Raw genomic sequence first — 26,699 nt, 5'->3', positions numbered from 1 at the left:
AGCCGCCCCGCTCGGGGAGTCGGAGTGCGATGACGGAGTTCGAAGCGGGACGCGCGGCGGTGCCGATCGGCCGTGACGAGGAGATCGGCCTGATCCGGCGCTGCCTCGACGTACGTTCCGGGCCGCGGGCTCTGCTCGTGCTCGGGGAGACCGGCACCGGCAGGTCGCGGCTGCTGCGGTTCGCCGAGGAGACGGCCGCGGCGAGCGGGGCCCCGGTCCTCGCGGCGCGGGGCTGGGGCGGGGAGGAGCCGGCGCCCTTCACCTCGCTGCACCGGCTGTTGCTGCCGGTCCTGGACGTGCCGGACCTGTTCCCGGAGGACCGGTGGCCCGTGCTCCGTACCGCCTTCGAACCGGGCGCGGGAGCCGGGCCGCAGGAGCGGCGTGCGCTCGGTGCCGTCACGCTCGCGGTGTTGACCCGACTCGCACGGACGAACCCGGTGCTGGTGGCGGTGGACGACGCCGAGGACTGCGACGACGCCTCCTTGGACGTCCTGTTCTCCGTACGGCGGCAGCTCACGAGCCAGGCGGTGACGATGCTCTTCACCGCGCGCGGCGAGGCTCCCCCGCCCGGCTTCCCTGCCGATCTTCCCGCCCTGCGGCTCGGCCCGTTGTCCCCCGCGGCGGCGGCCCGGCTCCTGGACGCGCAGCCGGACGCGCCTCGGGGGCGGCTCCGACTGGAGCTGTTGCGGAAGGCGGAGGGCAATCCGCTGGCTGTCGTCGAGCTGAACCGCGCCAAGCGCGTCGGCGCCGGGCCGGTCCCGGCCCCGGGGGCGCTCGCCTCGCGTCTGGACGCCCTCCCTCAGGACACACAGCGCGCGCTGCTCCATGCCTCTGCCGCACTGCGGGAGGAGGAACTCCCCGTGCTGATGGGTTCCTTGGGCACCGACGACCTCACCGTGTGGACCCCGGCGGAGGAAGCCGGTCTGATCAGCATCGCCGACGGCCGACTCGCGTTCGGTCATCCGCTGACGCGTGCGGCGGCGTTCCACCGGCAGCCCGCGAAGCTGCGGCAGCGCGCCCATCGGGACCTGGCGGCGGCAGCGGGCCAGAGTCCGGCGTACCGGGCCTGGCATCTGGCCGCGGCCTCGATCGGCCCCGACGAGGCGGTGGCCTCCGCCCTGGAGCGGGTGACCGCCGTCCACGCCCTGCACGGCGGAGACCGCTTCGCCGCGACGAAGGCGCTGGAGCGGGCGGCGCGGCTCAGCAGGAGCGACGAGGACCGGGCCCGCCGCCTCGCCGCGGCCATGGCGGCGGCGAGTGATCTCGGCGATCCCGAGTGGGTCCGCGACCTGTACACGGAGTTCTCCCGGGTCAACCGCGACCCGGACCTGCGGTGCGTCGCCGCCTGCGCCATGGCCGGCGCACTGGCCCTGCTCTCGTTCCAGCGGGAGGCGTTCGGGCTCCTTCTGGACACGTGGCGGCACTCTCCCCCGCGTACCGCCGCCGCGTCCTTCGCGCTCACCGCGCTCGCGGCGGCGATCGCGCACCAGTCCGGTCTGCCGGAGCACCGGGAGGAGTTGCCGCGCCTGCTCGACCGCGCGAGGCAGGTGGCCCGGGAGGCGCCCGAGGCGCGGGACGACCGTGCCGGGCGCTCCGGTCCCGTCACGCCCGCCGGACTCGCCGAGCCCGTGGACCGGGGCTGCGTCGCCGGGCTCACCGGCCCCGGAGTGCCGGCGGCCCTGGAAGCGTACGTGTCCGCGTCCATCGACGCCCACGACGGCAGCGCGGCCCGCCGGGCGCCCGTCGCGCCGCCCGGACCGCTCGACGGCCCGGCTCCCCTGCCCCGTCTCCTCGCCGACGCCTCGGTGGCGTACCACCGCGACGAGTCGGAGCTGTGCGCGGAGCTGTACCGGCAGGCGAGCACCTCGCAGGGTGCCTGCGGGGCGTGGGGCTCGCGCGTGTGGGCGCTGGCGAACCATGTGGACACCCTCATCGCGATGGGCCGATGGCCGGAGGCCCAGGCCCTGATCGACGAAGGGCGCTCCGACGCCGTCGTGCACCGGTTGACCCGCGTCGGCCTGGACCTCGAGGCGCTGGAGGTGACGCTGCGCGCGCTGCGCGGTGACAGCCTGCCGGACATCCCGTTCACCAGCCCCCACTGGCGCTCCGTCAACCTCGGTGAGAACCAGGCCACTCGGGCCAGGATGCTGCGCGCCGGCGGCCTCCACGCACTGGCCCTGGGGGACGCGCAGCGGGCGTTCCACCACTTCAGGGCTCTGTTCGGCGAGGACGGAGCGCCGATCGCCCCCTTCCTGCCCCCACGGTCGATCAGCGAACTGGCGGCCGCCGCGCAGCGCGCCGGCCGGAGGGAGGAGGCGGCGCGGGTCCTCGGCGCGGTGCGGGCGGCTCTCGGCGAGCGGCCGACGACCCGCATGACGCTCCTGCTGCACCATGCGGCCGCCCTCGTCGACGAGGAAGCGGATCCCGAGCACCACTTCCGGCTGGCTCTGGTCAACCCCGACGCGGACACCTGGCCGATGGAGCGGGCGCAGGCCCGTCTGCACTACGCGATCTGGCTGCGCAGGCGCCGAAGGCCCCTGGAGGCCCGCGCCCAGCTGGCCGCGGTCCTCGAGGTGGCGGTGCGGCTCGACGCCCGGGCGCTCGCGGACGCGGCCCGCGGCGAGCTGCGCGCGACGGGTGCCGCCGACGTCTCCGCGTCCGTCTCCGGCGCCGCCGAACGGATGGCCGAGCTGACGGCCCAACAGCAGCAGATAGCGCGGCTCGCCGCGGGCGGTCTGTCGAACCGCGAGATCGGCGAGCGGCTGTTCCTCTCGCCGCGTACGGTGGGCTCGCACCTCTACAACGTCTATCCCAAGCTCGGCATCAGCAGTCGCCATCAACTCCGGGACCTCCTGCACGACGACTGACGTGCGACGAACGATCCCCCAGAGAGGCCCGAACGAGAGGCGGAACGCATGCGGCCTGACCCCGAGTGGGAGGCGCGCGCCGGACAACCGTCGCCCGTGGTGCTCGATCCTCTGGTGCGGCGCCTCCTCGACGCCTCGGCGGCACCGCCGTTCCTCCACGAGCTGGAACCGGAGACCGCCCGTCAGGCGCTGCGGGAGTCCCAGGGCGACCGGATCGACGACTTCGACGTGGACGCCTCCTTCCACGCGGCGCCCGTGGGGCCCACCGGTCTGGTCGGCTTCTGGATCTTCCGGCCCACCGGCGTGGTGGGCCGGCCCCCCGTCATGCTCTACGTCCACGGCGGCCGTTGGATGCTGGGCGACGCCCAGACGCACGCGTGGCTCGTCAGCGAGCTGGTGCGCCAGGCGGGCGTCGCGGCCGTCGTTCCCGAGTACAGTCGCGCGCCCGAGAGCCGCTATCCGGTCGCCCTCGAGGAGTGCTACGCCCTGCTGACCTGGGTGTTCGGGCAGGCCGAACCGCTCGGACTCGACACCGACCGGCTCGCCGTCGCCGGCGACTGCGCGGGGGCCACCCTGGCCACGGCGCTCACCCTCCTCGCGCGGGCGCGCGGGGGGCCGGGGATCCGCGCCCAGTTGTTGTACTACCCCCTGACCGACGCCCGTTGCGACAGCCCGTCGCAGCGGCGGTTCGCGACGGGATACCTGCTCACCCGGGAGGCCGTGCGGTCCTACTGGCGACAGTACGTGGTCGATCCCCGGCAGCGCGAAGAGCCGACCGCGTCCCCGCTGCGGGCGAGTACGGCCGCGCTGACGGGGCTGCCGCCGGCGCTGGTCGTCACCGCGGAGGCCGATGCGACCCGGGACGAGGCGGAGGAGTACGCGGACCGGCTGCGCCGGGCCGGTGTCGCCGCGACCGCTGCACGGTTCCAGGGCACGGTCCACGACTTCGTCTCCCTGACCGCGCTGCGCGACAGCCCGTCGACGCGGGCCGCGGTCCGGCTCGGTGCCGTGTTCCTGCGCGACCACCTGCGGTGAGGGCGGCCGCGGGACGCCGTGCCGGCTCCTGGCGCGCCTGAGGGGAGCGGGCCGGGGGCCGCCGGACGAGTCGGGTACGGGACAGGGCACCAGTCGAGCGACTGATGGCATCGGGGGCGGGCGCTCCGAGGATGGACCTCGTTCCCGACGCTCTTAGGAGAGCGTCCGCCCGACCATGCCGGAGGGGTCGCGATGTCCGTCGTCCTGTCCACACTGTCGCTCTCGCCGTCCGAGCGGGCGGACTACTGGCACAGCGTGGTCTCCGACACCTTCGTTCCGCTGGACGTCGTGCTGCACGAGCGCGAACCCTCGGTGGGGACGATCGCCACCGATCGGCTCGGGCCCCTCCAGTTCTCGGTGGTCGAGGCCGGCCCGCAGACGGTGTCGCGGCACGCCGCCTTGATCTCCCGGGGCGGAGGGGAGTATGTGACCGTCACTCTCCAGCACCGGGGAACGGGACGGCTCACCCAGGACGGGATCGAGGCCCTCGTCCTGCCCGGCACCTTCACCTGTTCCGACGCCGGCCGGCCGTACCGGAGGGAGCAGCCGGACGACTTCCGTTTCACGGCGATCCGGGTGCCGAAGAGTGCGCTGGGCGTGTCGGACGCCGACCTGCGGGCCGTCACCGGGACCGTGTTCGACGGTCGCGGCGGCACGTCCGGAGTGGTCGCCGGATATCTCGAACATCTGGCGGACCGGGCCGCCGGGTTCGATCCGTACACGGGTCGGCAACTCGCGATGACCGCCGCGGATCTGCTGACGGTGCTGGTGCGTGAGCGTCAGGGCCGGTTGAACCCCCATGCGTCGGAGGTGGCCCGCGGCATGCTGGTGCGCGTCAAGGAGTACATCCTGCGGCACCTGGCCGACCCCGACCTCTCTCCGGAGAGGATCGCGGCCGCGCACCACATGTCCGTCCGGTATCTGCACAAGCTCTTCCAGCCGGAAGGGACCACGGTGAGCCGTTGGATCCATCGCGAGCGCCTGGAGAGGTGCCGACGGGAGCTGTCCCGGTCGTCGCGGACGGCACCTGCCGTGTCGGCGGTGGCCCAGCGCTGGGGGTTCGCGAACCCGTCCCACTTCAGTCGTGCCTTCCGCACCGCGTACGGGATGTCGCCCCGGGAATGGCAGTCGAGCACGCGCGCCGCGTGAACGGGTGCGCGTGCTCGGGAACGCGGGCACGGCATGGCCGTGCGCAGGTGCGGGATTCCGCGGGTGACGCCGGGGGCTCCGGCGTCACCCGGCGGGTCGACGGTGTGACGTCACTTCGCCAGGAAGGCGAGGAGGGCGGTGTTGACCTCCTCCGCGTGCGTCCACAGCAGGCCGTGCGGGGCGCCCTCGATCTCGACGTAGTCGGCGGAGGGAAGCGCCTTGTGGAAGGGGCGCGCGGTGCCCTCGGCGGGCAGGATGCGGTCGGCCGTGCCGTGCAGGATCAGGGCGGGCACGTCGACGGACGGGATGTCGGCGCGGAAGTCGGTGTACCAGGTCGACGGCGCGGCGGACGCGGCGAAGAAGCCGCCGCCGGCAGCGGTGTTCCAGCTGTTGCGGACCGCTTCCTCGCTGATCCGGCTGCCCAGGTTCTCGTCGAGGTTGTAGAAGTCGTTGAAGAAGGCGGTGTAGTAGGCGTAGCGGTCGGCCTTGACGGCGGCGACGATTCCGTCGAAGAACTCCTTCGGGGCGACGCCTTCCGGGTTGTCGTCGGTCTTGAGCAGGCAGGGCTCGAGGGAGGCCAGGAAGGCGACCTTGGCGACGCGGGCGGAGCCGTACGTGGACACGTACCGGGCGACCTCGCCGGTGCCCATGGAGAAGCCGACGAGGACGGCGTCGTTCAGGTCGAGGGTCTCCATCACGGTGTTGAGGTCGGCCGCGAAGGTGTCGTAGTCGTAGCCGGTCGTCGGCTGGGAGGACTGCCCGAATCCGCGCCGGTCGTACGTGATCACGCGGTAGCCGGCGTCGAGCAGCGCGGCGCTCTGCCGCTCCCAGGAGTGGCCGTCGAGCGGGAAGCCGTGGATGAGGACGACCGGCCGGCCCGTGCCGTGGTCCTCGTAGTAGAGGTCGATGGCGGTGGTGTTCTCCTGGCCCACGGTGATGTACGGCATGGGACGTCTCCTCGATACGAAGTGGCTGGTCCGCGCCTCGGTTCGGAGCGGAATGCCGTCACGCTACGGCCGGGGAAGCGCCGCCGGTTGTCGCGCCGCGCACGCCGACTTGCCCGTGAGCGCAGTGTTCCGCCGCACGGCACCGGTGGAGCCCGCCGGCTGCGGAAGTTCCTGCCTGTGGTTCTGCCTGGAGACGGGGACGGCCCGCTGTTTGGCTGTTCGGTGCGGGCGGGATCCCGGGACTCGCGCCCGTCGCCCCCGGAGTCACTCCCCTGAGCGGAGAGCAATGTGAGCTTGGTGTTGACGACCGCCTCCGTTCCGGACGGGGACAAGGTCGCGTACTGGAACGACGCGGTGAGCAGGACGCTGGTGCCGATGAAGGTGACCCCTCGGGGCGATGGGCCGTTCGAGGGCCGGATCGCCACCGACCGCCTCGGGTATCTCCAGGTCTCCACCCTCGAGGCCGACGCGGGGCGGGTCAGCCGCACGCCGGATCTGATCGCCGGGTCGTCCGAGGCGCTGGTGGCGGTCGGCGTCCAGACATCCGGCACGGCCACCTTCGTCCAGGACGGCCGGCGGGCCGAGGTGAGTGAAGGCGACCTGGTCGTGTACGACACGACCCGGCCGTACTCCTTCGACTATCCGCAGCGGTTCTCCACGCACGTCTTCCAGCTTCCGCGCCGCGCGCTGGGCATGCCGGACAGTGACATCCGGCAGGTCACGGGCAACGCCATCGGCACCGGGGACGGCTTCGGCGCGATGCTGCTCCCCTTCCTGGCCACCCTGGCCTCCTCCCCGGCCGACGGCTACCCGCCGGCCGTCGCGAACCGGCTGGCCGGCAACGTCGTCGACCTGTTCGCCACCCTGATCGCGGAGCGGGCCCACCCGGGCGGCACGGAGGCGGACGCCCCGAGCCATCTGGTGCTGCGCATCCACGACCACATCAACCGGAACCTGGGCGACCCGGACCTGTCGCCGGAGCGCATCGCCCGGGCGCACCGGATCTCCGTCCGGTACCTGCACCGGTTGTTCGAGGGCGAGGGGACGACGGTGGGGCAGCTCATCCGGCAACGGCGCCTGGAGGAGTGCGGCCGCGAACTGGCCCGTCGTGGCAGCGCGGCCCCCACCGTGTCCGCCGTGGCCCAGAGGTGGGGCTTCGTCAACCCCGCCCACTTCAGCCGCGCCTTCCGCGCCGCATACGGTGTCACCCCCCGTGAGTGGCGCAACCTGCGCACCACCCATGAACACCTCGGTTCGCTTCAGGCCCTCTCGGCAGGAGACCGTGTGTGACCGCCTTCGTCCCTCCGTCCGCTCGGCGCCCGGTCCTGGACCACCCCACCCGGGCATTCGTGGCCCGGCACACCTGCCCGCCGTCGCCGCACGACCCGGACCTGGAACAGGCCCGACTGGACCTCGCACGTCTCCAGCGGAAGGACGCCCCCGACCCCCTGCACGAGGAAGCCACCTCCACGGAGTGGTTCGCCCTGCCGGGCGGGCCGACCGGACACGTACGCGTGCAGGTGGTCAGGCCCGCCGACAGCGTCGGCGAGATCCCCGTCGTGCTGTTCCTGCACGGTCTGGGCTGGTGCCTGGGCGATGCCGGCACCCATGAGCGTCTGCTGCGCGCGTTCGCCCTCGGTACGGACTCGGCCGTGGTCTTCGTCGAGTACGAGCGCGCCCCCGAGGCGCGGTATCCGATCGCCGTCGAGCAGTGCTACGCAGCGGCGAAGTGGATCTGCGAGCGAGGCGGCGAAATCGGCCTCGACGGAAGCCGGATGGCCGCTGTGGGCGACTCGTCGGGCGGCAACCTGGTGGCGGCACTCACCCTGCTCGCCAAGGAGCGCGGCGGGGTGCGGATGCTCCAGCAGGTGCTGCTCTGCCCGGTCACCGACGCCGACTTCGACACCCCCTCGTACGAGGAGTTCGCCGAGGGCTACTTCCTCGGCCGCGAGACCATGCGCTGGTTCTGGGACCAGTACCTGCCCGACGTACGGCAGCGGAGCCAGGCCACGGCGTCACCGCTGCGGGCCTCCCTGGAGCAGCTCGCCGGACTCCCCCCGGCGCTGGTGGTCACCAGCGAGGCCGACGTGGTGCGCGACGAGGGCGAGTCGTACGCGGCGAAGCTCCGGGCGGCCGGCGTGCCCGTGGTGTCCGTGCGCTACCAGGGGACGATCCACGGGTTCATGGTGCTCGATCCACTGCGCGATACGGACGCCGCCCGCGCCGCCCTCGTCCAGGCCCTCGACACCGTGCACGTCGCCCTGCACCGGTTCCGCGGCTGAGCCCTCCGCCCCGGAACCGGCGCACCCGCACCCCTCATTCGGCGGGGAGCGAGTCCAGGAGCTCCTGTGCGGTCTTCAGGTCCTTGCTGTCGATCGCGTCGCCGAAGGCCAGGGCCTGACGGAGGCGGACGCGGGCTTCCTCGGCTTCTCCCAGTTCGATCAGGGCCTCTCCGAGGTGCACCAGCGTGCTGCCCTCGATGTGGGGAATGCCGATACGGGCGGACTGGACCATGGCGTCGCGGTAATGGTCGGCGGCCTCGCGCCATCGCCGCAGGACGGCGTAGCCGCGACCGAGCGCGCGGGTCGTGTTGGCACGGTAGATGTCGGCGAGGTGCCCGCTCACCGGGCAGTCGGGCGCGTCCAGGAAGCTGATGATGCGCTGGTGCTGGATCCGGGCCTCCTCGCCACGGCCGAGCAGGCCCAGGGAGGTTCCGTGGGTGAACACGGCACCCAGCCAGCCCTCGCGGTCTTCGGTCTCCTCGTAGAGTCCTATGGCGGCGAGCGACGTGTCGGCCGCCTCCTGGATCTGACCGAGCTCCGATCGGGCCCATGCCGCCAGCGTCAGTGCCGATGCCTGCTGGGGGACGTTCTTGGCGCGGCGGGCGCAGTCCAGCGCTTCGCGGGCCCGCTCGACGGCCTCTCCGTACCGGGATTCGCAGGAGAGGGACCAGGAGTACGTGTTGAGGTGGAAGGCCTGCATGTACGGGTCGTCCAATGCCGTGGCGGCCTCGCCGGCCAGGCGGAAGACCTCGGGCCAGTGTCCCCAGTGGACCCACAGGTCGCAGAACCATTCCATGGCATGAGCGGTCTCCACGACCTGGGTGTGCTCGCCCCTGTGGGCGGCGTCGCGCAGCGCGGCGAGCCAGGAGGGGGCTTCGCTCTGGAGCCAGGCGCGGGCCTCCTCGGCGCTCTCCAGCGGGACCAGGCCCTGCCAGGAGGACGGCGGAGCCCCGTACTTGGGCTTGAACCAGCGGCCGGCGACCACGGCCGTGTCCAGCAGCCAGGTGCGCAGTCGGTCGCCGGCCGCTTCCCGCTCTCCGGGTTCCTCCTCACGGGACAGCCGGGCGCGGGCGAACAGCCGTATCAGGTCGTGCAGTTGAAAGCGTCCGGTGAAGGTGGCCTGCAGCAGTCCGGCCTCGATCAGCTCCTCCATCACGTCCTCGGCCTCGAAGACGCCCGTCGCGGTCAGGGCCGCGCCGTAGGCAGCGGTCATGTCCGGCCCCGGAACCAGACTCAGCAGCCGCAGCATCCGTGCGGCCTGGCCGGTCAGCTGACGGTAGGACAGCTCGAAGGCCGCCTCCACCCGCACGTCTCCGGCGGCGAGCGCGCCCAGTCGGCGTTCTTCGTCGGCCAGGCGCCGGACCAGGTGGTCGACAGTCCATCCGGAGCGGACCGTCAACCAGTTGCCGGCGACTCGCAGGGCCAACGGCAGTCGCCCGCACAGCTCCGCCACCTGCGCCACGGCAGCGGCTTCCGCGTCCGCCCGTTCCTCGCCCAGGATCCGGCGCAGCAGACCGACCGCCTCGTCCTGCGCCATCTCCGACAGCGGCAGGCGGCCGACGTCCTCAAGGCCGGTCAACGGCCGCCGGCTGGTGACCAGTACCAGACTCCTCCCGCCCGCAGGCAGCAGCGCGCGGACCTGCCCCTCGTCGCGGGCGTTGTCCAGCACCACCAGACACCGGCGATCGCCCAACAGCGCCCTCAGCAGCCCCGCGCGGCCCTGTGCATCCTCCTTCGCCAGCCGACGGTCCGACACGCCCAGGGCCTTGAGCAGCTTCAGCAGCGCCTCGCCCGTGTCCACGGGGCCGTCCACCCCGTGCAGGTCCACCACGAAGCACCCGTCGGGGAACTCCGCCGCCAGATCCGCTGCCGTCTTCAGCGCCAGGGTCGTCTTCCCGCACCCCGGAGGACCCGAGACGACCCACACCGACACCTCCCCGCCGGCACGGGCCCGCTCCGCCGCCTCGCGGAGCAGTGCCAGCTCCGGTTCGCGCCCCGTGAAGTCACCCACCGATCGGGGCGGCACGGCCGTCCCCGCCACCGCGACCGCGCGCGTCGGACGCGCCGCCCGCGCCGTGGCCAGCAGCGCCTCCTGCTCCACGCCCGTGAGGCCGAGTCCCTCCGCCAGCGCCACCACCGTGCGCCGCTGCGGAACCCTGCTGCGCCCCCGTTCCATGTCGCCGATGGCCCGGACGCTCACACCCGACGCCTCGGCCAGCTCCTCCATCGTCAAACGGCCTCGCTGCCGCAGACCACGCAGAACGGCCCCGAAGGACTCATCCCCGTCCACAACTCCTCTTTCCTCCCCGCCCCGAGGAAAGAATACGGTGTGTCCGTTCGGGCGAAGCCGCAGGCCAGTGGCGTGAAACGCCGTCCAGGGCCCACCCCGGAGGGTGGGCCCTGGACGGCCCCGAGCCGGGCCTCGGTCAGTGGGCGGTGGACCGGACCGCGTCCTGGACGAGCTCGGCCACGGCCTTGGGCCGGGAGAGCATGACGAGGTGCGAGGAGTCGACCTCGACGGTCGTCATGCCGGCCCGCTCGTAGCCGTAGCGCTCCACATCGGGGTTGATGGTCCGGTCGGAGGTGGCGACCAGGCCCCACGAGGGCTTGCTCTTCCACGCCGCGACCGGCGCCGTCTCCGTGAAGGCCCGTGCGGCCAGGGGCCGCTGGGAGACGGCGAGCACGGCGGCGAGCTCGGGGTCGACGTCCGCCGCGAACAGGGCGGGGAACTTCTCGACCTCGACCGAGACGTCGGTGCCCGTCTCGGTGGAGCCGGGCACGGGGAACGGGGTGTGGACGAGCGCGTCGGCGAGGCCGGAGTCGGGGAAGCGGCCCTGCAGCTCGCCCAGGCTCTCGCCCTCCTCCAGCGCGTAGCCCGCGAGGTAGACCAGCGCCCGGACGTTGTCCTCCGCGCCGGCGAGGGTGATGACGGCGCCGCCGTAGGAGTGCCCGACGAGGATCACGGGGCCGTCGACGGCGCGTACCACCGAGGCGATGTACGCGGCGTCGTCGACGAGGCTGCGGTTGGGCACCGCCGGAGCCACCACCTTCAGGCCGGCGGCGGTCAGTTCGGGGATGACGCGGGCGAAGCTGGAGGCGTCGGCGAAGGCGCCGTGGACGAGCACGACGGTGGGGCGGGCATGGCGGGGCATGGGGGAACTCCTCGGTGTGTGGCTGGGGTTGTCGGGGGCGGGCTCGTGGCGCTTCAGAGGCCGAACCGGGCGCGGCGGGCCTCGGGCACCAGCTCGGTGTACTCGGGGTGCTTGCCGATCCACCCCCGGATGAAGGGGCAGTACGGCAGGACGCGCAGTCCGCGGGTCCGGGCGTCGTCGAGGGCACCCCGGGCGAGCAGCCCGCCCAGGCCCTGACCGGCGAACCGGGGGTCGATCTCGGTGTGGATGAAGGCGATCTCGCCCTCCGAGAGGTGGTACTCGGCGAAGCCCGCGGTCTCGGTGCCGTCGTCGCCGGCGAGGATCTCGTACCGGGACTTCTCGGGTCGGTCCGTCACCTGCGGTTCCATGGGTGCTCCTGTGTGGTCGTGGTGCGACCGGGTCGGGGGGCGGCGGGGTCGGCGGGGTCGGTGGGGCGGGTCAGAGCGTGCGGCGCACGCCCGCCTGGCGTTCCAGGTTGCGGAGCTGGACGGTCAGGTCGCCTTCGACGGCGTGGTGGGCGGGGCCGCTGCGGCCGATCGGCAGGACCTCCTCGCTGCGCATGTCCTCCAGCATCAGGGCGAACGCCGTGTACATCGCGACGAGCGCCACCACGAGGCCGAGCGCACCGGACGTGCGCGTCAGCCATTCGGCGCCGGTGATGCCCCCGAGGCCGGTGGCCGCCCAGCGGGGCAGGGATACCACCAGCACGAACCACAGCGCACGCTTGGGCCGGGTCACGGCGGTCATCAGCGCCCCGAAGCAGAGGAGTGCCAGGTTGAACACGCCGAGGACCTGAAGGCCGTCGGCCGCGCCGCTGAGCATGATGAGCGAGTAGGGCAGCCAGCTGCCGGCGAACACCGCCATCAGCGTCGCCGCGATCACGTCACGGGCGCCAAAGGCCAGGACGCTCACCAGGAGTTGGAGGGCGAAGGCCGGCAGCACCGTGAGGGCGACGGCGCCACGGGCCGCCTCGTCGAAGAGCCCGAGCTGCAGGCAGCCCGTCATCACGGAGGCGATGGCTATCGTGAAGAAGCCGAGCGGCATGGGCGAGGCGATGGGGCGCAGGGTGATCCGGGTCATCGACCGGAGGTCCGGTTCGAAGCGGCGCCCCTGGGGCGCGTCCGGCGGGGTGGCCTGGGCGCCGCCGTCGGCGGCGGGGGAGGCTGTGCTCATCGTGTGGATCTCTCTCAGTGCTCGAAGCAGGGGTCGACGAACGACGGCCGCGTGTCGGGAACGGTGCCGCGCCCGACGCGCCACCGGCGGTGCTGCTCGGACTCGGCGACGGCCTCGGCCACGAGCGACGCCTGGCGGGCGCCCCCCTGACCCGACTGGTATCCGCCGAAGTGGGCCACCGGGCTCCACTCCGGGCTGATCGGCGGAACGGCCTCGTCGAGTCCCTCGTACTCCGCGCTCGCGTAGACGATCCGGCCGCCGACGACCGTGAGCACGGACTCGATGTCGGGGATGACGTCCTCGGGCACGGTCAGGAAGTCGTCGGACAGGATCGCGAGGTCGCCGTACCAGCCTTCCCGCAGGCTTCCCTTGACGTCCTGTTCGCCGGTGAGCCGGGCTCCCCCACGGGTGTAGAGGTCGAGGGCGGCCTCCCGGTCGATCAGGTTCCCGGCCGGGGAGAGCGCGGTGCCGCCGACGGTCCTGCCGGTCACCAGCCAGTGGAGTGCGACCCAGGGGTTGTACGAGGAGACGCGGGTGGCGTCGGTTCCGGCGGCGACGGTCAGGCCCCGGTCGAGCATGGCGCGGACCGGCGGGGCGTGGGCGGCTGCCTCGGCGCCGTAGCGGTCGCGGAAGGCGGTGCCCTGGAAGGACATGCGGTTCTGGACGGACAGGGCGCCGCCGAGGGCGGCGATCCGGTCCAGGCTGTCGGCCGAGACGGTCTCCGCGTGGTCGAAGAGCCAGCGGTTGCCACCGGGGAAGAGGCCTTCCGCCGCGAGCTTCTCGAAGACGGCGAGGTCGCGGCGGATCGTCTCGTCGTACGTGGCGTGGAGCCGGAAGCCCCAGCCGTTCTCCATCAGGAGCCGGACGGCCTGTTCGAACTCGGGCTCGTACCCGCCGAGTTCGGGACGGGGTTCGGAGAAGTTCTCGAAGTCGGCGGCGGCCCAGGTCAGGTTCTCGCCCGCGCCGTTCAGCCGGAGCCACTCGTCCCCGTCCCCGGGCTTCACCATCTCGGTCCAGCGCTTCAGATCGGCGAGCTCCTGCCCGGCCGTCTGCGGGAAGAGGTGGTAGGCGATCCGCAGGGACAGCTCGCCCGACCGGGCGAGGTCGGCGACCGTGGCGTAGTTGTCGGGGAAGTTCTGGAACCCGCCCGCGGCGTCGACCGCCGAGGTCAGCCCGAAGCGGTTCAGTTCGCGCAGGAAGTGCCGCGTCGACGTCCGCTTGTCGGCCTCGTCGAGGGCCGGCGCCTTGGCCAGGGTCGAGTACAGGATGAGCGCGCCCGGGGCGGCGAGGAGCACCCCGTTGGGTTCGCCGTCCCGGCCCCTGACGATCTGGCCGCCGCGCGGATCGGGGGTGTCGCGGGTGAATCCGGCGGCCTTGACGGCGGCCCGGTTCATCAGCGCCGACTGGTAGAGGTGCAGGACGAAGACGGGGGTGTCGGGTGCGGCGGCGTTCAGCTCGGCGACGGTCGGCATCCGGCGCTCGGCGAACTGCTCGGCGGTCCAGCCGCCGACGACGCGGATCCACTGCCCCTTGGGGGTGCGGCCGGCCTGGTCGCGCAGCATGGCCAGCGCGTGGCGCAGGCTGCGGACGCCGTCCCAGCGCAGCTCCAGGACGTAGTTCAGGCCGCCCCTGATGACGTGCAGGTGCGAGTCGTTCAGGCCGGGGACCACCCGGCGGCCGAGGGCGTCTACGACCTTCGTCCCCGGGCCGACGAGGTGGGCGAGGTCGTGGTCGTCGCCGAGGGCGGCGACCCGGCCGTCGCGGATCGCGACGGCGCGGGCCTCGGGGCGGGCGGGGTCTCCGGTGAACACCTTGGCGTTGCGGACGAGGAGGTCGGCCGGTACGGATTCCTGCCGCGGGGCGGGAACGAGGCCCGCCACGGGCATGCTCGTCGACGGCCCGGTCATGCGAGGGCCTTGCGGAGGGTGTCGGTGGCGAGACCGATGGCGAGTTCGGCGGCCTGCGTCTCGCGCAGCGCGTTCAGCATCACGAAGTCGTGGATGGCTCCCTGGACGCGCAGGGCGGTGACGGGGACGCCGGCGGCGCGGAGCTTCGCCGCGTACGCCTCGCCCTCGTCGCGCAGCACGTCGGCCTCGGCGGTGATGACCAGGGCCGGGGGCAGGCCGGTGAGCTGCTCGGTGGTGGCGCGCAGCGGCGAGGCGGTGATCTGCGCGCGCTCGGCCTCCTCGGTCGTGTACTGGTCCCAGAACCACTTCATGGCATCGCGGCGCAGGAAGTAGCCCTCGGCGAAGGCGTGGTACGAGTCGGTGTCGAAGCTCGCGTCGGTGACCGGGTAGAAGAGGACCTGGTGGGTCAGGCGGACGTCGCCGCGCTGCTTGGCCATGAGGGTGAGGGCGGCGGTCATGTTCCCGCCGACGGAGTCGCCCGCGACGGCGATCCGGGTGCCGTCGAGGTCCTTGTGGTGTCCCTCGCGGGCGACCCACTGGGCGACGGTGTAGTTCTGCTCGACGGCGACGGGGTAGCGGGCCTCGGGCGAGAGGTCGTACTCGGGGAAGAGTACGGCCGCCCCCGTGCCGACGGCGAGTTCGCGGACGAGCCGGTCGTGGGTGTGGGCGTTGCCGAAGACCCAGCCGGCGCCGTGGATGTAGAGGACGACGGGGAGGAGACCGGTGGCGCCGAGCGGGCGGACGATCCGGGCACGGACGTCGCCGGTCGGGCCGCCGTGGACGGTGACCCACTCCTCGTCGACGGCGGGCAGGGGGACGCCTTCGCCGTTCTGGACGTCGTCCACGGCCTTGCGGCCGTCTGCGACCGGGATCTGGTGGAGGAACGGCGGCTGGGCGGTGGCCTCGGCGAAGGCCCGGGCGGCGGGTTCGAGGGTCGGTGTGTTCGACATGGGGGTTCTCCTTGGTAGGACGTGCGGAGGCTCAGCGGGTGGCGCGCGCGGCGTCGAGGATCACGTCGGTGGCCACGGCCGGGCGGGAGACGGGCACGGCGTGCGGCGGTGACCTCAGAGGCCGTACGCCTCGAGGAGGCGCAGCCAGATCTCGCTGACCGTGGGAAAGGCGGGTACGGCGTGCCACAGGCGTTCCAGTGGGACTTCACCCACGATGGCGACGGTGGCCGTGTGGATGAGTTCGGTCGCCATCGGGCCGGTCAGCGTGCAGCCGACGACGACTCCCCGCGTCTCGTCGACGACGAGCTTGGCGTGACCGCGATAACCGTCCGCGTGCAGCGCGGCTCCCGCGACGTCGTCGATGCGGTACTCCACCGCCCGTACCGCGATGCCCGCCTCGCGTGCGGAGCGTTCGGTGAGACCGACGCTCGCGACCTCGGGATGCGTGAAGACGGCCTGCGGGACGGCGAAACGGTCGGCCTCCGCGCTCCACGCCTGCAGGCCTCCGGTGACGGCAGGGCGGCCGGCGGCGCGCTCGGCGATCGCCGCCGCGCAGGCACGGGCCTGGTACTTGGCCATGTGGGTCAACGGCGCACGGTGGTTCACGTCGCCGACGGCGTAGAGCCAGTCGCCGTCGAGGGCGGTGACCCGGCAGGTGTCGTCGACGGGAAGCCGGTCTCCGGCCGCCAGTCCGACGGTCTCCAGGCCGAGACCTGCGGTGCGCGGGCGCCTGCCGACGGCGGCGAGCACCTCGTCACAGGCGAGGGTGGCGCCGTCGTCGGTCTCCACGGTCACGGTACGGGTGGTCGCGTCACGGGCGACCCGGGTGGCCGAGACCCCGAAGCGGATCGTGACGCCCGAGCCGGTCAGACCACGGGTGACCTCTTCTCCGGCACACGGCTCCCAGCCGGTGAGGAGGGCCTGGTCGCGGACGAGCAGGGTGACGGAGGAACCGAGCGAGCGCCACGCGGTGGCCATCTCGCAGGCCACCACTCCCCCGCCGATGACGACGAGCCGCTCGGGCACCGCGTCGGCGGTGGTGGCCTGCCGGCTGGTCCACGCGCCGATGCGGTCGAGCCCTTCGACCGGCGGCAACACGGGTTCCGTGCCGGGACCGAGGACGACCGCGAGCCCGGCCCGCAGGGTGCGGACCGTGCCGTCGGCCCCGGTCACGTCCACCCGGCGCTCTCCGGCGAGCCGGCCGTGCCCCCGTACGAGGGCGATGCCGGCGCCGTGCAGCCAGTCGGCCTGACCGGTGTCGTCGCCGCGAGCGGTGAAGCGGTCCCGGCGGGCCAGGACGTGCGCCGGGTCGACTGCCGCCGTGACCGTCTGCCGGGCCCCCTCGACCGACCGCGCGGCCGCGCGGGCCGCGCCGGGACGCAGGAGCGCCTTGCTCGGCACGCACGCGCGGTAGGAGCACTCGCCGCCGACCTCCTCGGCCTCGACGACGACGGCGGTCAGTCCGGAGCGGACGACCCGGTCGGCGACGACCTCGCCGGCCGGGCCGGCGCCGACCACGACGACGTCGTACGTGTCCATCAGCCGCGCACCAGAGGGGTGTCCACGAGGTGCTCGGCCAGGAACCAGACCTGCGCCTCGCCGGTACGGATGACGTCGGAGACGAGCAGGTCGGTGCTGCCCTCGTCGCCCTCCTTCGAAAGCCGGGCGGCGGCGTCCCGGGCGTCGATCAGGATCCGCTCGTGCGCGTCGAGGAGCCTCGACAGCATGACGGGCACCTCCTCGACACCGTCCGGCGGCCGGGGGATCGCCGTCAGCTCCGCGACGTGGCGCGGGTCCCCGACGGCGACGCCGCCGAGGCTCTGGACCCGCTCGGCCAGCGCGTCCACGATGGCCAGCTGGGCCTCCGCGTGCTTGTCCAGCATCAGGTGGAGCGAGTAGAAGGTCGCCCCGCGCATGAGCCAGTGGTGCTTCTTGTAGAGGGCGTAGAGGATCTGCGTGTCGGCGAGGACGCGGTTGAGCCGCTGGCAGGCGTACATGCGGGTGTCGTGACCGAGGCCGATCGGCAGCTGCTTGAGCGTGCCGAACGCCTGGGTCTCGGCGCCCTTCTGGTGCAGCAGCGGCTGGCCGCCGCCTCGCGTGGGTGTGGTGGTGTCCATCAAGTGCTCCTGGTCGACTGGTCGACTGGTCGGGAAGAGAGGGAGGGCCCGGCCGCCCGGTCAGGGGTGCCCGGCCGCCCGGTCGGGGGTGCTCGACCGCCCGGTCAGGGGCGCTCGGGCAGCCGGACAGGGGCGCTCGGGCGGCCGGACCCGGTCTGCGCGGCTCGCGCTCAGTGCTCGCCGGGAGCGGCGGTCCGGTGCAGGACGAGCCGGGTGAGCAGCCCGCTGCCGAGACCGGCCACGAGCGCGAGCGCGGCCCACCACAACGGGTACGGCGTGAGGCCGAGGACCGCGTCGAGGGACCAGGCGCCGGGTCCGGTGGCGGCGAGGGCGGCGGCGGTGCCGATGAGGACGAGCGGGTACTCGTATCCGTCGTTCTGCACCCAGAGCCCGTGGGGCCGTTTCACCGTGAGCGCGACCGTCATGACCCCGATGGCCCCGGTCGCGGCGAGCGGGGTCAGGAAGCCGACGGCGAGCAGCAGACCCGAGCCGATCTGGCCGCCGCCCGCCGCCAGGGCGGTGAGGGCACCGCCCCGGAAGCCGTCGGCGCGGAACTCCTCCGTGCCGCCCTGAAGTCCCTTGCCGCCCAGGTGTGAACTGACCTTCTGCACGCCGTGCCCCGCGACGAGCAGTCCCACCAGCAGACGCAGGATCAGAATGCCGGTGTCCACCGAGGTCAGCCGGCCGCGTGCGCGCCGATGACGCTCTGCGCGTACACGACGCCCAGGCCGTACGCGCCCGCGTGGGCCTTGACGATCTCCATGACGTCGGCGTACGTCTCCTGGCGCGCCCAGTCCCGCTGCAGCTCCAGGAGGACCTGCACCCAGGTCACCGGGACCGCGCCGGCGGCCACCATCCGCTGCAGCGCGTGCTCGTGGGCGGCCGGGGTGACGCCGCCGGAGGCGTCGGCGACGACGTACACCTCGTATCCCTGCCCGAGGGCGGAGAGCGCGGGCAGCACCAGGCAGACCTCGGTCCACAGGCCCGACAGGATGATCTTCTTGCGCCCGGTCGCCTTGACCGCCGCCACGAGCGCCTCGTCCTCCCAGGCGTTCATGGTCGTGCGGTCGATGACCTCGTGCTTCGGGAAGACCTCGGCGAGCTGCGGCAGCAGGGGCCCGGAGAACGACTCGGCGGCGACGGTGGTCAGGACGACCGGCACGTCGAACGCCTTCGCCGCCTTGGCGAGACCCACGGTGTTGTTGATGATCGCGGCGCGGTCGCCGCTCCCGGTGCCGAAGAACATCTGCGGCTGGTGGTCCACGAAGAGCATGACCGAGTTGTCGGGCGTGAGGAGGTCCACGCTGGGGGCGGCCTGCACCTTGGTGATGTCGAACATGAGGGGTCCTCTCCAAGCAGTCGGTACGGTGCCGTCCGCGTTCCGCGGCTCGGCACACCCGAAAACTAAGACCGGCCCGACCGACCGACTTTCCTCTCCGTGCCCAGGAGCTGGCACGACAGCGCACTGCGTCAAGCGCCCGCAGACCCTCCGGACAGCGAGGACCGGCGCCGGACGCGCGGGCCGAAGGCCGCTCTCCCGTCACCTCGCCGCAGTCGACGAGATGGCCGAGCGCTTCGTCCAGGACATCTCCCGCCGAGTACCGGGCGAAGAAGGACCGGATCCGCGCCGACAACCGAGGCCGGCCGGGCCTCAGTCCGAGAGGCGGAACCTGAGCCGGCAGATCACGGCGTCCGTGTCGCGTCGGACGGCGTGGGCGACGACCGCACCCCGCTGGTTCTGGAGCAGCCGCTGCCACACGTGCTCGGGCTCGGCCTCCGGGACGAGCACGGTGACCCGGGTGTCCAGGTGGGCCGCGGCGATGTCCCGCACGTATGCCGTGATCGGCCGGCCGAGGGAACGCCGCTCGGAGGGCAGCCGTACGAGCTCGATGCCGGGGTTCCAGAGCGCCCAGTCCCGTTCCAGGGCCTCGGTCTGGGCCTGGTCCTCCGGGTCGGGGTGGCAGACGGTGACCGCGCGGACCTCGTCGCCGAGCGACACGGCGGCGGTCAGGGCCTCGCTGGTGAGGCGGGTCAGGGAGGACACCGGCACGAGGACCAGGGAGCGGGCGCGCCGCGGCGGTTCGGGGATCTTCCCGACGCCGAGGCGCGCGTCGATCCGCCCGTACGCGCGGTGGACGGTCTCGAAGAGGGCGACGAACAGCGGCAGGGCGATCACGATCAGCCAGGCCCCGTCGTGGAACTTGGCGGCGGTGACGACGACCGCCGACACGCCCGTGAGCAGCGCGCCGAGGCCGTTGAGCGCGGCCTTGGCCCACTGCCGGGTCGCCCGCCAGTGCAGGACCATCCCGGTCTGGGCGATGGTGAAGCCGACGAAGACGCCGATCGCGAAGAGCGGGACGAGGGTGTTGGTGTCGCCTCCCGAGAAGACGAGCAGCAGGGCGGAGACGCCCGCCAGCCAGACGACGCCGTGGCGGTGGACCTGGCGGTCGGCCTTGAGGCCGAAGACGTGCGGGACGTAGTCGTCCCGGGCCAGCAGTTTCAGCAGGACCGGCAGGCCGCCGAACGAGGTGTTCGCGGACAGGGCCAGGAGCACCATGGTCGCGAACTGGACGACGTAGAAGGCCCAGTTGTGGCCGAGGGAGGCGTCGGCGAGCTGGGCGAGGACGGTGACGCCCTCGACCGGCTGGAGGCCGAAGCGGGAGATCAGTACGGACAGACCGATCAGCATCACGCCGAGCAGCACGCCCAGCGCGACCTCCGCCCGCATCGCCCGGCGGGCGGCCGGGACGCGGAAGGACGGCACCGCGTTGGCGATGGCCTCGACGCCGGTCAGCGCCGAACAGCCCGAGGCGAAGGCCCTGAGGAGGAGCAGCGCGCCGACGGTGGTGGCGTTGTCCGCCAGGACCGAGGCGTGTCCGACGGAGGCCTCGGTGGAGACCGGGGCGTCGCGGAAGAGGCCGACGGCGATCAGGACCAGGATCGCGCCGACGAACACGGCGGTCGGGACGATGAAGGCGCGGGCCGAGTCGACGATGCCGCGCAGGTTCACCGCCGTGATCAGGACGAGGACGGCCAGGCAGATCCACAGTCGGTCGCCGTACAGCCCGGGGAAGGCGGAGGTGAGGGCGGCGACACCGGCCGTCACGGCCACGGCCACGTTCAGCACGTAGTCCAGGACCAGGGACGCGGCGGCCACCAGGCTGGTACGGCGGCCGAGGTGGGTCCTGGCCACGGCGTAGGAACCGCCGCCGTCCGGGAAGGCGGCGATGACCTGCCGGTACGAGGCGACCAGGACGGCCAGGAGACCGGCGATGGCCAGGGTCACCGGGACCGTGAAGCCGAGTCCGTATCCGCCTGCGGCCGCAAGGACGAGCACGATGGCCTCGGGCCCGTACGCCACCGACGCCATCGCGTCGAGCGACAGCGCGGCGAGTCCGGTGACGGCCGTCAGCTTGTGCCGCGCGCCGGTATCAGGAGGCTCTTCGGCGCAGGCTACGGCGTCCTTCTCAGTGGTCGGAGCGGTCATGGGGGGCAGACTCCTTCGGTGCTCATGTCCGCTCAGCGTGAGCCCGGTCGGGACGGCCTCCGACGTTCCTGGCGGGTTCTTTACGCCCGGATGCCCTCTCTTCACGCGTTCCTAGCTCGCGCCGACGCTCGCGCCGACGGCGGAGAGGCGCCCGATCGGCCCGCCTCGCGATCTCGGCGTAGGAGAGGCCGGTGGCGAGTCCGGCGGTGATGCGTTCACGGTCCTGCTGGGTCAGGCGTCCTCCCGGCAACCCGCGAGTATTGCCTTCGCCGCCATTCATTGCAACGCACCGTTGCATTCAATCTCAGCGTCATTGCATCAATTCCCTATCTCTCACCTGCAAAAACATGCTCGACTGATTGACGTCACCATGAACGCAACGTAGCTTTCAATCAATCCCGAACACGTCATATCGCGAGATGAGGACAAGTCATGAGCGACTCCCTCCACACCGTCACGACGCTGCCGACGGAGCGCCGGTCCGGCTGCCCCTTCGACCCGCCCGCCGAGCTGATCGACGCCCGGAGCCACGGCCCCATCAGCCACTACACCCACCCCGGCGGCAAACCCGGTCGGCTGATCACCGGATACGACACGGTGCGAGCGGTCCTGGCCGACCCGAGGTTCAGCTCGCGCAAGGACCTCATGAACGTCGTCGACTTCCAGCTCCCCCCGGCGCCGCCCGGCGAGTTCCTCCTCATGGACGAGCCCGAGCACAGCCGCTACCGCAAGCCCCTGGTCGGCAAGTTCACCGTGCGGCGGATGCGGATGCTCACCGAACGGATCGAGCAGATCACCGCCGACTGTCTGGACGCCATGGAGGAGACCGGGCCGCCGGCCGACCTGGTGACCGCGTTCGCCAAGCCCATCCCCACCATCGTCATCTGCGAGATCCTGGGCGTGCCCTACGCGGACCGGGCGTCCTTCCAGGAGCAGATCGACACGTTCATGGGCGGAGAGGTCAGCGACGAGGAGCTGATCGCCGCCTACACCGCGACCCAGGAATACCTCGCGCAGCTGGTGGCGGCCAAGCGCGCCCACCCCACCGACGACATCCTCAGCGAACTCACCGACAGCGACCTGACCGACGAGGAGCTGAGGGGGATCAGCCTCATCCTCCTGGCGGCCGGATTCGACACCACCGCGAACATGCTGTCCCTCGGCACCTTCGCCCTGCTGCAGAACCCGGACCAACTGGCCGCGCTGCGCGCCGATCCCGCGCTCACCGACGGGGCCGTGGAGGAACTGCTGCGGTATCTGAGCGTCGCCAAGACCTTCCACCGGACGGCGCTGGAGGACGTCGAGCTGGACGGCCACACCATCGAGGCCGGCACGACGGTCCTCCTCTCGTACAACACCGCCAACCGCGACCCCGACCGCTTCGCCGACCCCCACACGCTCGACCTCAGCAGGCAGGCCGCCGGACACCTGGCCTTCAGCCACGGCATCCACCAGTGCCTCGGGCAGCAGCTGGCCCGGGTCGAAATGCGGGTCGCCTTCCGCGCGTTGGTCGACCGCTTCCCCACCCTGCGCCTGGCCGTACCGGCCGAGGACGTCGCCCTGCGCCCGGAGACCGCGGACATCTACGGGGTGAAGAGCCTCCCGGTCACCTGGGACGCCGAATGAGCGCGCCCCGCCTGAGCGTCGACCGCGAGCGCTGCATCGGCGCCGGCATGTGCGCCATGACCGCCCCCGACGTCTTCGACCAGGACCCCGACGACGGCCTCGTACTCCTCCTGCACGCCGAACCGCCCGCCGCCCACCGCGCGGCCGCCCGGATGGCCGCCGGAGTCTGCCCCTCCGGGGCGATCACCCTCCACGAGCCGGAACCCGACGACAGGATGTGAACCTGCGACCCACCGAATGGGGTCTCCCCTGCTCGGGGGAAGGTGGACAAGCACGCGAAGCTCCCGGCAGACACGGGTGATCTTGGTAGAGACCCCGTCCACCAGGAGCTTCGCCGCGGGGCCCGGGACCTCACCGCCGTCCGCGACCTGGACCCCGCGCTCCAGGACTTCGCCACCTGGCTCGCCGCCCACCCTGGAAGGCACCGACAAGCGGCCGATCGAGCTGCTCTTCCACGAGATGCTCGAGCGCGGCGTCCACATCGGGAAGAGCGGTTTCGTCACCCTGTCCCTGCCCCGGAGACCGGAGACCGACGAGCGGTTCCTGACCGCTCTCCTGACCGCTCTGGAGAGCTCGATGCGCGTCGTCGCCGGGGAAGCCCTCCAGGAGCCGTCGTCCGGATCGGCCGCACCATACTGAGGGCATGATCATGAACCGCCATGCCCGTCCGAGCACGGACGCCATGCTCGAGGACCTGCGCACCCTGGTCGAGGTCGAGTCCCCCTCGCGGGACCTCGACGCCATCCACGCATCCGCCGCCGCGGTCGCCGCGGTCATCGAGGAGAGACTCGGCGGGCAGGCCGTGCTGATCGACGGTCCCGTCGGCCCCCATGTCCACTGGAGCGGCGGCGGATCGCCCCAGGTGCTCGTGCTCGGTCACCACGACACCGTCTTCCCCCTGGGCACCCTGGAGCGGCGTCCCTTCCGGGTGGAGGACGGGCGGGTGCTCGGCCCCGGGGTCTTCGACATGCTCGGAGGGCTCGTCCAGGCCATCCACGGACTGTCCGCGCTGGACGACCTGACCGGGGTGGAGATCCTGGTGACGGCGGACGAGGAGGTCGGCTCGGCGTCCTCGCGCGCGCTGATCGAGGAACGGGCCCGCGCCTGCGGCCACGTCCTGGTCTTCGAAGGGGCGGCCGACGGCGGAGGGCTCAAGACCGCGCGGAAGGGATGCGGCACGTTCGAGGTGTGCGTCACCGGACGCGCGTCGCACGCCGGTCTCGAGCCCGAGGCCGGCGTCAACGCCCTGGTCGAGGCCGCCCACCAGGTGGTGGCCATCCAGGCGCTGAGCCGTCCCGAGATCGGCACGACCGTGTCCCCCACCGTGGCGTCCGCGGGGACCTCCGACAACGTCATTCCCGCGCAGGCCACGGTGTGGGTCGACGTACGCGTCGAGTCGAACGAGGAGAAGGACCGTGTCGAGGCGGCGTTCGCAGGGCTGACCCCCCGTCTGGAGGGGGCCGCCCTCACCGTCCGCGGAGGCGTGAACCGGCCGCCGATGCCGGAGTCGGCGTCCCGGGCGCTCTTCGAGCTGGCGCGCGAACTGCAGCCGGGGATCGAGGGTGTGGCCGTCGGCGGCGGCAGCGACGGCAACTTCACGGGCGCGCTCGGCATCCCCACCCTCGACGGTCTGGGGGCCGTGGGCGGTGGCGCCCACGCCGACCACGAGTTCCTGCTCGTCGACACGATGGAGGAGCGGGCGAACCTGGTCACCGGCCTGGTCGAGGCGATCCGGAACCGTCGGACGGCATAGCCGACGGCTCCTCCGTTGCCGATGCCGAAGGCATCAAGCGCGTCGCCAAGCGGATCGCGGACACCAAGAAGGACGGCCATCAGGTCGTCGTCGTGGTCTCCGCGATGGGCGACACGACGGACGAGCTGATCGATCTCGCCGAGCAGGTATCCCCGATGCCTGCCGCCCACCCCGGTGGGTAGCGACCGGCGCGTCTTGACCTGGTCCGGGAACGAACGCCCTGTAGGCATTGCCCGCTCGTCCATGGGGGGGGTCAGAGGCCGAGGTCGCGACCGATGAGCTCCTTCATGATTTCGTTGGAGCCGGCCCAGATCTTGGTGACGCGGGCGTCCCTCCAGGCCCGGGCCACGCGGTATTCGCGCATGTAGCCATAGCCGCCGTGAAGTTGGACGCAGGCATCGAGCACTTCGCTCTGCGCCTGCGCCGTCCACCACTTGGCCTTCGCGGCGTCGACGGCGGTGAGTTCGCCCGCCGCGTGCGCGATGTCGGTGACGGCCGCGCCGATCCGTTCCTGCGGCAGCCGCTCCATGACGTGGGCGAAGCCGCGGTCGATCTCGCCGAGCACGTTCTCGACCGGGACGCGGACGTCGTCGAAGAACAGCTCCGCCGTGTCGGACTCGGCCTGGCCCACCTTGTCGAGCTTTCGGCCGCGGTGGAAGCCGGGCAGGTCCGAGGTGACGACGAACAAGGTGATGCCCTGATGTGCGGGCCGCGCAGCAGGATCTCGCCGTCGTCGGCGATCCGTACCTCGCAGCCGGGCATCGGCGGTCCTACGGTGCCGATCCGCAGGGAGTGCGGCGCGTTGATGGTGCCGAGGGCGCCCGACTCGGTCAGGCCGTAGCCCTCCAGTACGGGTATGCCCGCCGCCTGGAAGAACTCCAGGATCTGCCGAAGATGCTCGTGCTCGAATCCTGTCCTGGTGCGTGCGGGCGGGACGGGTGGCATGGCCGGGGTCAGCCGCCTACGGCGTGCTGGTGACGCTGGTAGAGCACCAGGGCCTGGGCGGTGGGGTCCTGCGCGGTCCACAGGACCCGGCCGATCAGCAGGGTGTGATCGTGCACGGTGGGCGCCTGGTCGAGGCGGCACACCACGGTTGCGGCGGTGGCCGCCAGGACCGGGCAGCCCTGCTCGTCCCGGTGGGGGACGCCGTCGAAACGTTCCGCCGCGGGAAGCCGGGCGAAACGGTGCATCAAATCCCTTTGCTGCCAGCTGAGGATGTTGACCGCGAAGCCGCCGTACGTGAGGGCCTGCCGTACGGTGCGGCCGCTGGTGGCGAGCGAGACGAGCACCGAGGGCGGTTCGGTGGACAAGGAGAGCACCGCGTTGGCGGTGCAGCCGACCGGGCCGTCGGGTCCGGCGGTGGTGATGACCGCGACGCCGGTGGCGAGCTGCGCCATGGCGGAGCGGAACTCCTCACGGCCGGGCAGCGCGGTGGGGGTGGTGGGCGCGGTCACGTCACCGGGTTCCTTCCGGGAGGCGGGTGCGGGGGGTGCCGGTGGCGGGCGGGCCCTCGGGGGTGGGGCGGGGCGGGCCGGACACGGCTGGGCGGGCGGTGTTCAGGGTGGCCTGGACGGCCTTGCGGTCGGTCTTTCCGTTGAGGTTGAGGGGCAGTTCGCGCCACTTCGCGGTGGTGGCGTCGACGGCCCGGCGTTCCCCGGCCGGCCACTGGTACGTCTCGTCCACCGGGGTGGGCACGGGGAAGCCGAAGGCCAGGGCGTTGCGCGCGCGGTGCACCTCCGACAGTCCCCGGGGGAAGGCCGGCAGGGCCGTAAGCTCGGCTGCGGAGAGCTCTCCGGCGAACGGCTCTTGGTGTCCGCCGCCGCTGAACAGGGCGGTGAAGCCGTCCACCACGTGCCGTCCCCCGTCGGGCGTACGGCCGTCCACGAGGATCAGGTGGGGAGCGTGGGCGTCCGCCTCCCCGGACAGCCAGGGCAGCGCGCCGCTGTCGGCGACCACCGGCGCCCGGCCGTGGCCGGCCGGTTCGGCGGCGATGCCGGTGAGGGCCGCCTCGGCGTCGGGGGCGCCCCGGTACGCGAGCCTGCGCCCGCCGGGCAGGTTGTTCGGGGCGCGGTCGTGGTGCGAGAAGCAGCCGGTGGCCGGGTCGACCGCGCGCCGCACTGAGCGGGCGGTCAGACCGGCGCGGGCGGGGGCCCGCGTGGCCAGGTGGCCGGCGAGGTTCTCCGTGGAGCAGCTCGGTCCCCGGCTGGTGGGACGGGTGACATCGGTACGCATCGGTTCCTCCGCAGGACGGGCG

24 protein-coding genes and 3 pseudogenes are annotated in these 26,699 nt (G+C 72.6%); 10 read left to right on the top strand and 17 right to left on the bottom strand.

The features are described 5' to 3' along the window. The first annotated feature begins 29 nt into the window (after positions 1 to 29). The 3 genes from SVTN_RS32410 to SVTN_RS32400 all read left to right on the top strand — a co-directional run bounded on the left by SVTN_RS32410 (position 30) and on the right by SVTN_RS32400 (position 5,051). Positions 30 to 2,867, top strand: coding sequence for a helix-turn-helix transcriptional regulator (locus tag SVTN_RS32410; RefSeq protein WP_078908590.1), 2,838 nt, complete (start codon positions 30 to 32; stop codon positions 2,865 to 2,867). 48 nt (positions 2,868 to 2,915) lie between these two features. Next, positions 2,916 to 3,902 (top strand): alpha/beta hydrolase, encoded by a 987-nt coding sequence (locus SVTN_RS32405; protein ID WP_078908589.1) that lies wholly within the window; start codon positions 2,916 to 2,918, stop codon positions 3,900 to 3,902. 192 nt (positions 3,903 to 4,094) lie between these two features. Further along, positions 4,095 to 5,051, top strand: coding sequence for an AraC-like ligand-binding domain-containing protein (locus SVTN_RS32400; RefSeq protein WP_041132278.1), 957 nt, complete (start codon positions 4,095 to 4,097; stop codon positions 5,049 to 5,051). A 110-nt stretch (positions 5,052 to 5,161) separates the two neighbouring features. On the opposite strand, the gene SVTN_RS32395 is transcribed toward SVTN_RS32400, so the two are convergent. Then, positions 5,162 to 5,998, bottom strand: a complete 837-nt coding sequence (locus SVTN_RS32395; protein ID WP_041132277.1) for an alpha/beta fold hydrolase — start codon at positions 5,996 to 5,998, stop codon at positions 5,162 to 5,164. 288 nt (positions 5,999 to 6,286) lie between these two features. On the opposite strand from SVTN_RS32395, the gene SVTN_RS32390 reads away from it, so the two are divergent. After that, the gene (locus tag SVTN_RS32390; protein ID WP_052499420.1) at positions 6,287 to 7,288 is read left to right on the top strand and encodes an AraC-like ligand-binding domain-containing protein; all 1,002 of its coding nucleotides are present in this window, start codon (positions 6,287 to 6,289) and stop codon (positions 7,286 to 7,288) included. Beyond that, positions 7,285 to 8,280: an alpha/beta hydrolase gene (locus SVTN_RS32385; RefSeq protein ID WP_041132276.1), complete on the top strand. Its 996-nt coding sequence runs from the start codon at positions 7,285 to 7,287 to the stop codon at positions 8,278 to 8,280. The genes SVTN_RS32390 and SVTN_RS32385 overlap by 4 nt, the downstream gene beginning before the upstream one ends. A gap of 34 nt (positions 8,281 to 8,314) precedes the next feature. Here the strand turns inward: SVTN_RS32385 and SVTN_RS32380 are convergent, their stop codons facing one another. From SVTN_RS32380 to SVTN_RS46680, 12 genes are all read right to left on the bottom strand, one after another. After that, positions 8,315 to 10,570, bottom strand: a complete 2,256-nt coding sequence (locus SVTN_RS32380; RefSeq protein WP_041132275.1) for a helix-turn-helix domain-containing protein — start codon at positions 10,568 to 10,570, stop codon at positions 8,315 to 8,317. 136 nt (positions 10,571 to 10,706) lie between these two features. Beyond that, a complete protein-coding gene (locus SVTN_RS32375) occupies positions 10,707 to 11,432 on the bottom strand; it encodes an alpha/beta fold hydrolase (RefSeq protein WP_041132274.1) in 726 nt (241 codons plus the stop codon). Positions 11,433 to 11,485: 53 nt separating this feature from the next. Further along, a complete protein-coding gene (locus SVTN_RS32370) occupies positions 11,486 to 11,800 on the bottom strand; it encodes a GNAT family N-acetyltransferase (protein WP_041132273.1) in 315 nt (104 codons plus the stop codon). Positions 11,801 to 11,870: 70 nt separating this feature from the next. Continuing rightward, complete coding sequence (locus tag SVTN_RS32365; protein WP_041132272.1) at positions 11,871 to 12,605, bottom strand: GPR1/FUN34/YaaH family transporter; 735 nt, start codon at positions 12,603 to 12,605, stop codon at positions 11,871 to 11,873. Positions 12,606 to 12,619: 14 nt separating this feature from the next. Next, complete coding sequence (locus SVTN_RS32360; RefSeq protein WP_041132271.1) at positions 12,620 to 14,512, bottom strand: amidohydrolase; 1,893 nt, start codon at positions 14,510 to 14,512, stop codon at positions 12,620 to 12,622. Beyond that, entirely contained in the window at positions 14,509 to 15,462 is a 954-nt protein-coding gene (locus tag SVTN_RS32355) for an alpha/beta hydrolase (protein WP_041132270.1), read from the bottom strand. Before SVTN_RS32355 ends, SVTN_RS32360 begins: the two co-directional genes overlap by 4 nt. 114 nt (positions 15,463 to 15,576) lie before the next feature. Then, positions 15,577 to 17,001: a dihydrolipoyl dehydrogenase family protein gene (locus SVTN_RS32350; RefSeq protein WP_041132269.1), complete on the bottom strand. Its 1,425-nt coding sequence runs from the start codon at positions 16,999 to 17,001 to the stop codon at positions 15,577 to 15,579. Beyond that, positions 17,001 to 17,579 (bottom strand): Dps family protein, encoded by a 579-nt coding sequence (locus SVTN_RS32345; protein ID WP_041132268.1) that lies wholly within the window; start codon positions 17,577 to 17,579, stop codon positions 17,001 to 17,003. The genes SVTN_RS32350 and SVTN_RS32345 overlap by 1 nt, the downstream gene beginning before the upstream one ends. A gap of 170 nt (positions 17,580 to 17,749) precedes the next feature. Further along, positions 17,750 to 18,250 carry a DoxX family protein gene (locus SVTN_RS32340; RefSeq protein WP_041132267.1) on the bottom strand — a complete coding sequence of 167 codons (501 nt, stop codon included), beginning with the start codon at positions 18,248 to 18,250 and terminating at the stop codon, positions 17,750 to 17,752. Between the two features lie 5 nt (positions 18,251 to 18,255). Next, on the bottom strand, positions 18,256 to 18,918 hold the full coding sequence (locus tag SVTN_RS32335) for a hydrolase (RefSeq protein ID WP_041132266.1): 663 nt from the start codon (positions 18,916 to 18,918) through the stop codon (positions 18,256 to 18,258). Between the two features lie 312 nt (positions 18,919 to 19,230). Further along, positions 19,231 to 21,066, bottom strand: a complete 1,836-nt coding sequence (locus SVTN_RS32330) for an APC family permease (protein ID WP_041132265.1) — start codon at positions 21,064 to 21,066, stop codon at positions 19,231 to 19,233. A 22-nt stretch (positions 21,067 to 21,088) separates the two neighbouring features. Next, entirely contained in the window at positions 21,089 to 21,346 is a 258-nt protein-coding gene (locus tag SVTN_RS46680) for a helix-turn-helix domain-containing protein (RefSeq protein ID WP_425429028.1), read from the bottom strand. Between the two features lie 152 nt (positions 21,347 to 21,498). On the opposite strand from SVTN_RS46680, the gene SVTN_RS32325 reads away from it, so the two are divergent. From SVTN_RS32325 to SVTN_RS42575, 5 genes and pseudogenes are all read left to right on the top strand, one after another. Continuing rightward, positions 21,499 to 22,692 (top strand): cytochrome P450, encoded by a 1,194-nt coding sequence (locus SVTN_RS32325; protein ID WP_041132264.1) that lies wholly within the window; start codon positions 21,499 to 21,501, stop codon positions 22,690 to 22,692. Then, complete coding sequence (locus SVTN_RS32320; RefSeq protein ID WP_041132263.1) at positions 22,689 to 22,913, top strand: ferredoxin; 225 nt, start codon at positions 22,689 to 22,691, stop codon at positions 22,911 to 22,913. Before SVTN_RS32325 ends, SVTN_RS32320 begins: the two co-directional genes overlap by 4 nt. 82 nt (positions 22,914 to 22,995) lie before the next feature. Next, on the top strand, positions 22,996 to 23,331 hold the full coding sequence (locus tag SVTN_RS32315; RefSeq protein WP_159026527.1) for a hypothetical protein: 336 nt from the start codon (positions 22,996 to 22,998) through the stop codon (positions 23,329 to 23,331). Between the two features lie 4 nt (positions 23,332 to 23,335). Next, positions 23,336 to 24,445, top strand: coding sequence for a M20 family metallopeptidase (locus tag SVTN_RS32310; protein ID WP_041132261.1), 1,110 nt, complete (start codon positions 23,336 to 23,338; stop codon positions 24,443 to 24,445). Then, positions 24,442 to 24,609, top strand: a pseudogene (locus SVTN_RS42575) (amino acid kinase family protein); the annotation flags it as partial. The gene SVTN_RS32310 and the pseudogene SVTN_RS42575, both read left to right, overlap by 4 nt. An 89-nt stretch (positions 24,610 to 24,698) precedes the next feature. Here SVTN_RS42575 and SVTN_RS32305 read toward each other — a convergent pair. From SVTN_RS32305 to SVTN_RS41220, 4 genes and pseudogenes are all read right to left on the bottom strand, one after another. Next, positions 24,699 to 25,142: pseudogene (locus tag SVTN_RS32305) on the bottom strand (acyl-CoA dehydrogenase family protein); the annotation flags it as partial. Positions 25,143 to 25,144: 2 nt separating this feature from the next. After that, positions 25,145 to 25,321: pseudogene (locus SVTN_RS45775) on the bottom strand (AMP-binding protein); the annotation flags it as partial. Positions 25,322 to 25,398: 77 nt separating this feature from the next. Further along, complete coding sequence (locus SVTN_RS32300) at positions 25,399 to 25,899, bottom strand: flavin reductase family protein (RefSeq protein WP_218922693.1); 501 nt, start codon at positions 25,897 to 25,899, stop codon at positions 25,399 to 25,401. A gap of 1 nt (position 25,900) precedes the next feature. Beyond that, positions 25,901 to 26,677 (bottom strand): hypothetical protein, encoded by a 777-nt coding sequence (locus SVTN_RS41220; protein ID WP_052499418.1) that lies wholly within the window; start codon positions 26,675 to 26,677, stop codon positions 25,901 to 25,903. Positions 26,678 to 26,699: the final 22 nt, after the last annotated feature.

The sequence above is a fragment of the Streptomyces vietnamensis genome (genome assembly GCF_000830005.1).
GTDB classification, from domain to species: Bacteria; Actinomycetota; Actinomycetes; order Streptomycetales; family Streptomycetaceae; genus Streptomyces; species Streptomyces vietnamensis.
This window is presented reverse-complemented; position numbering and strand designations above follow the sequence as displayed.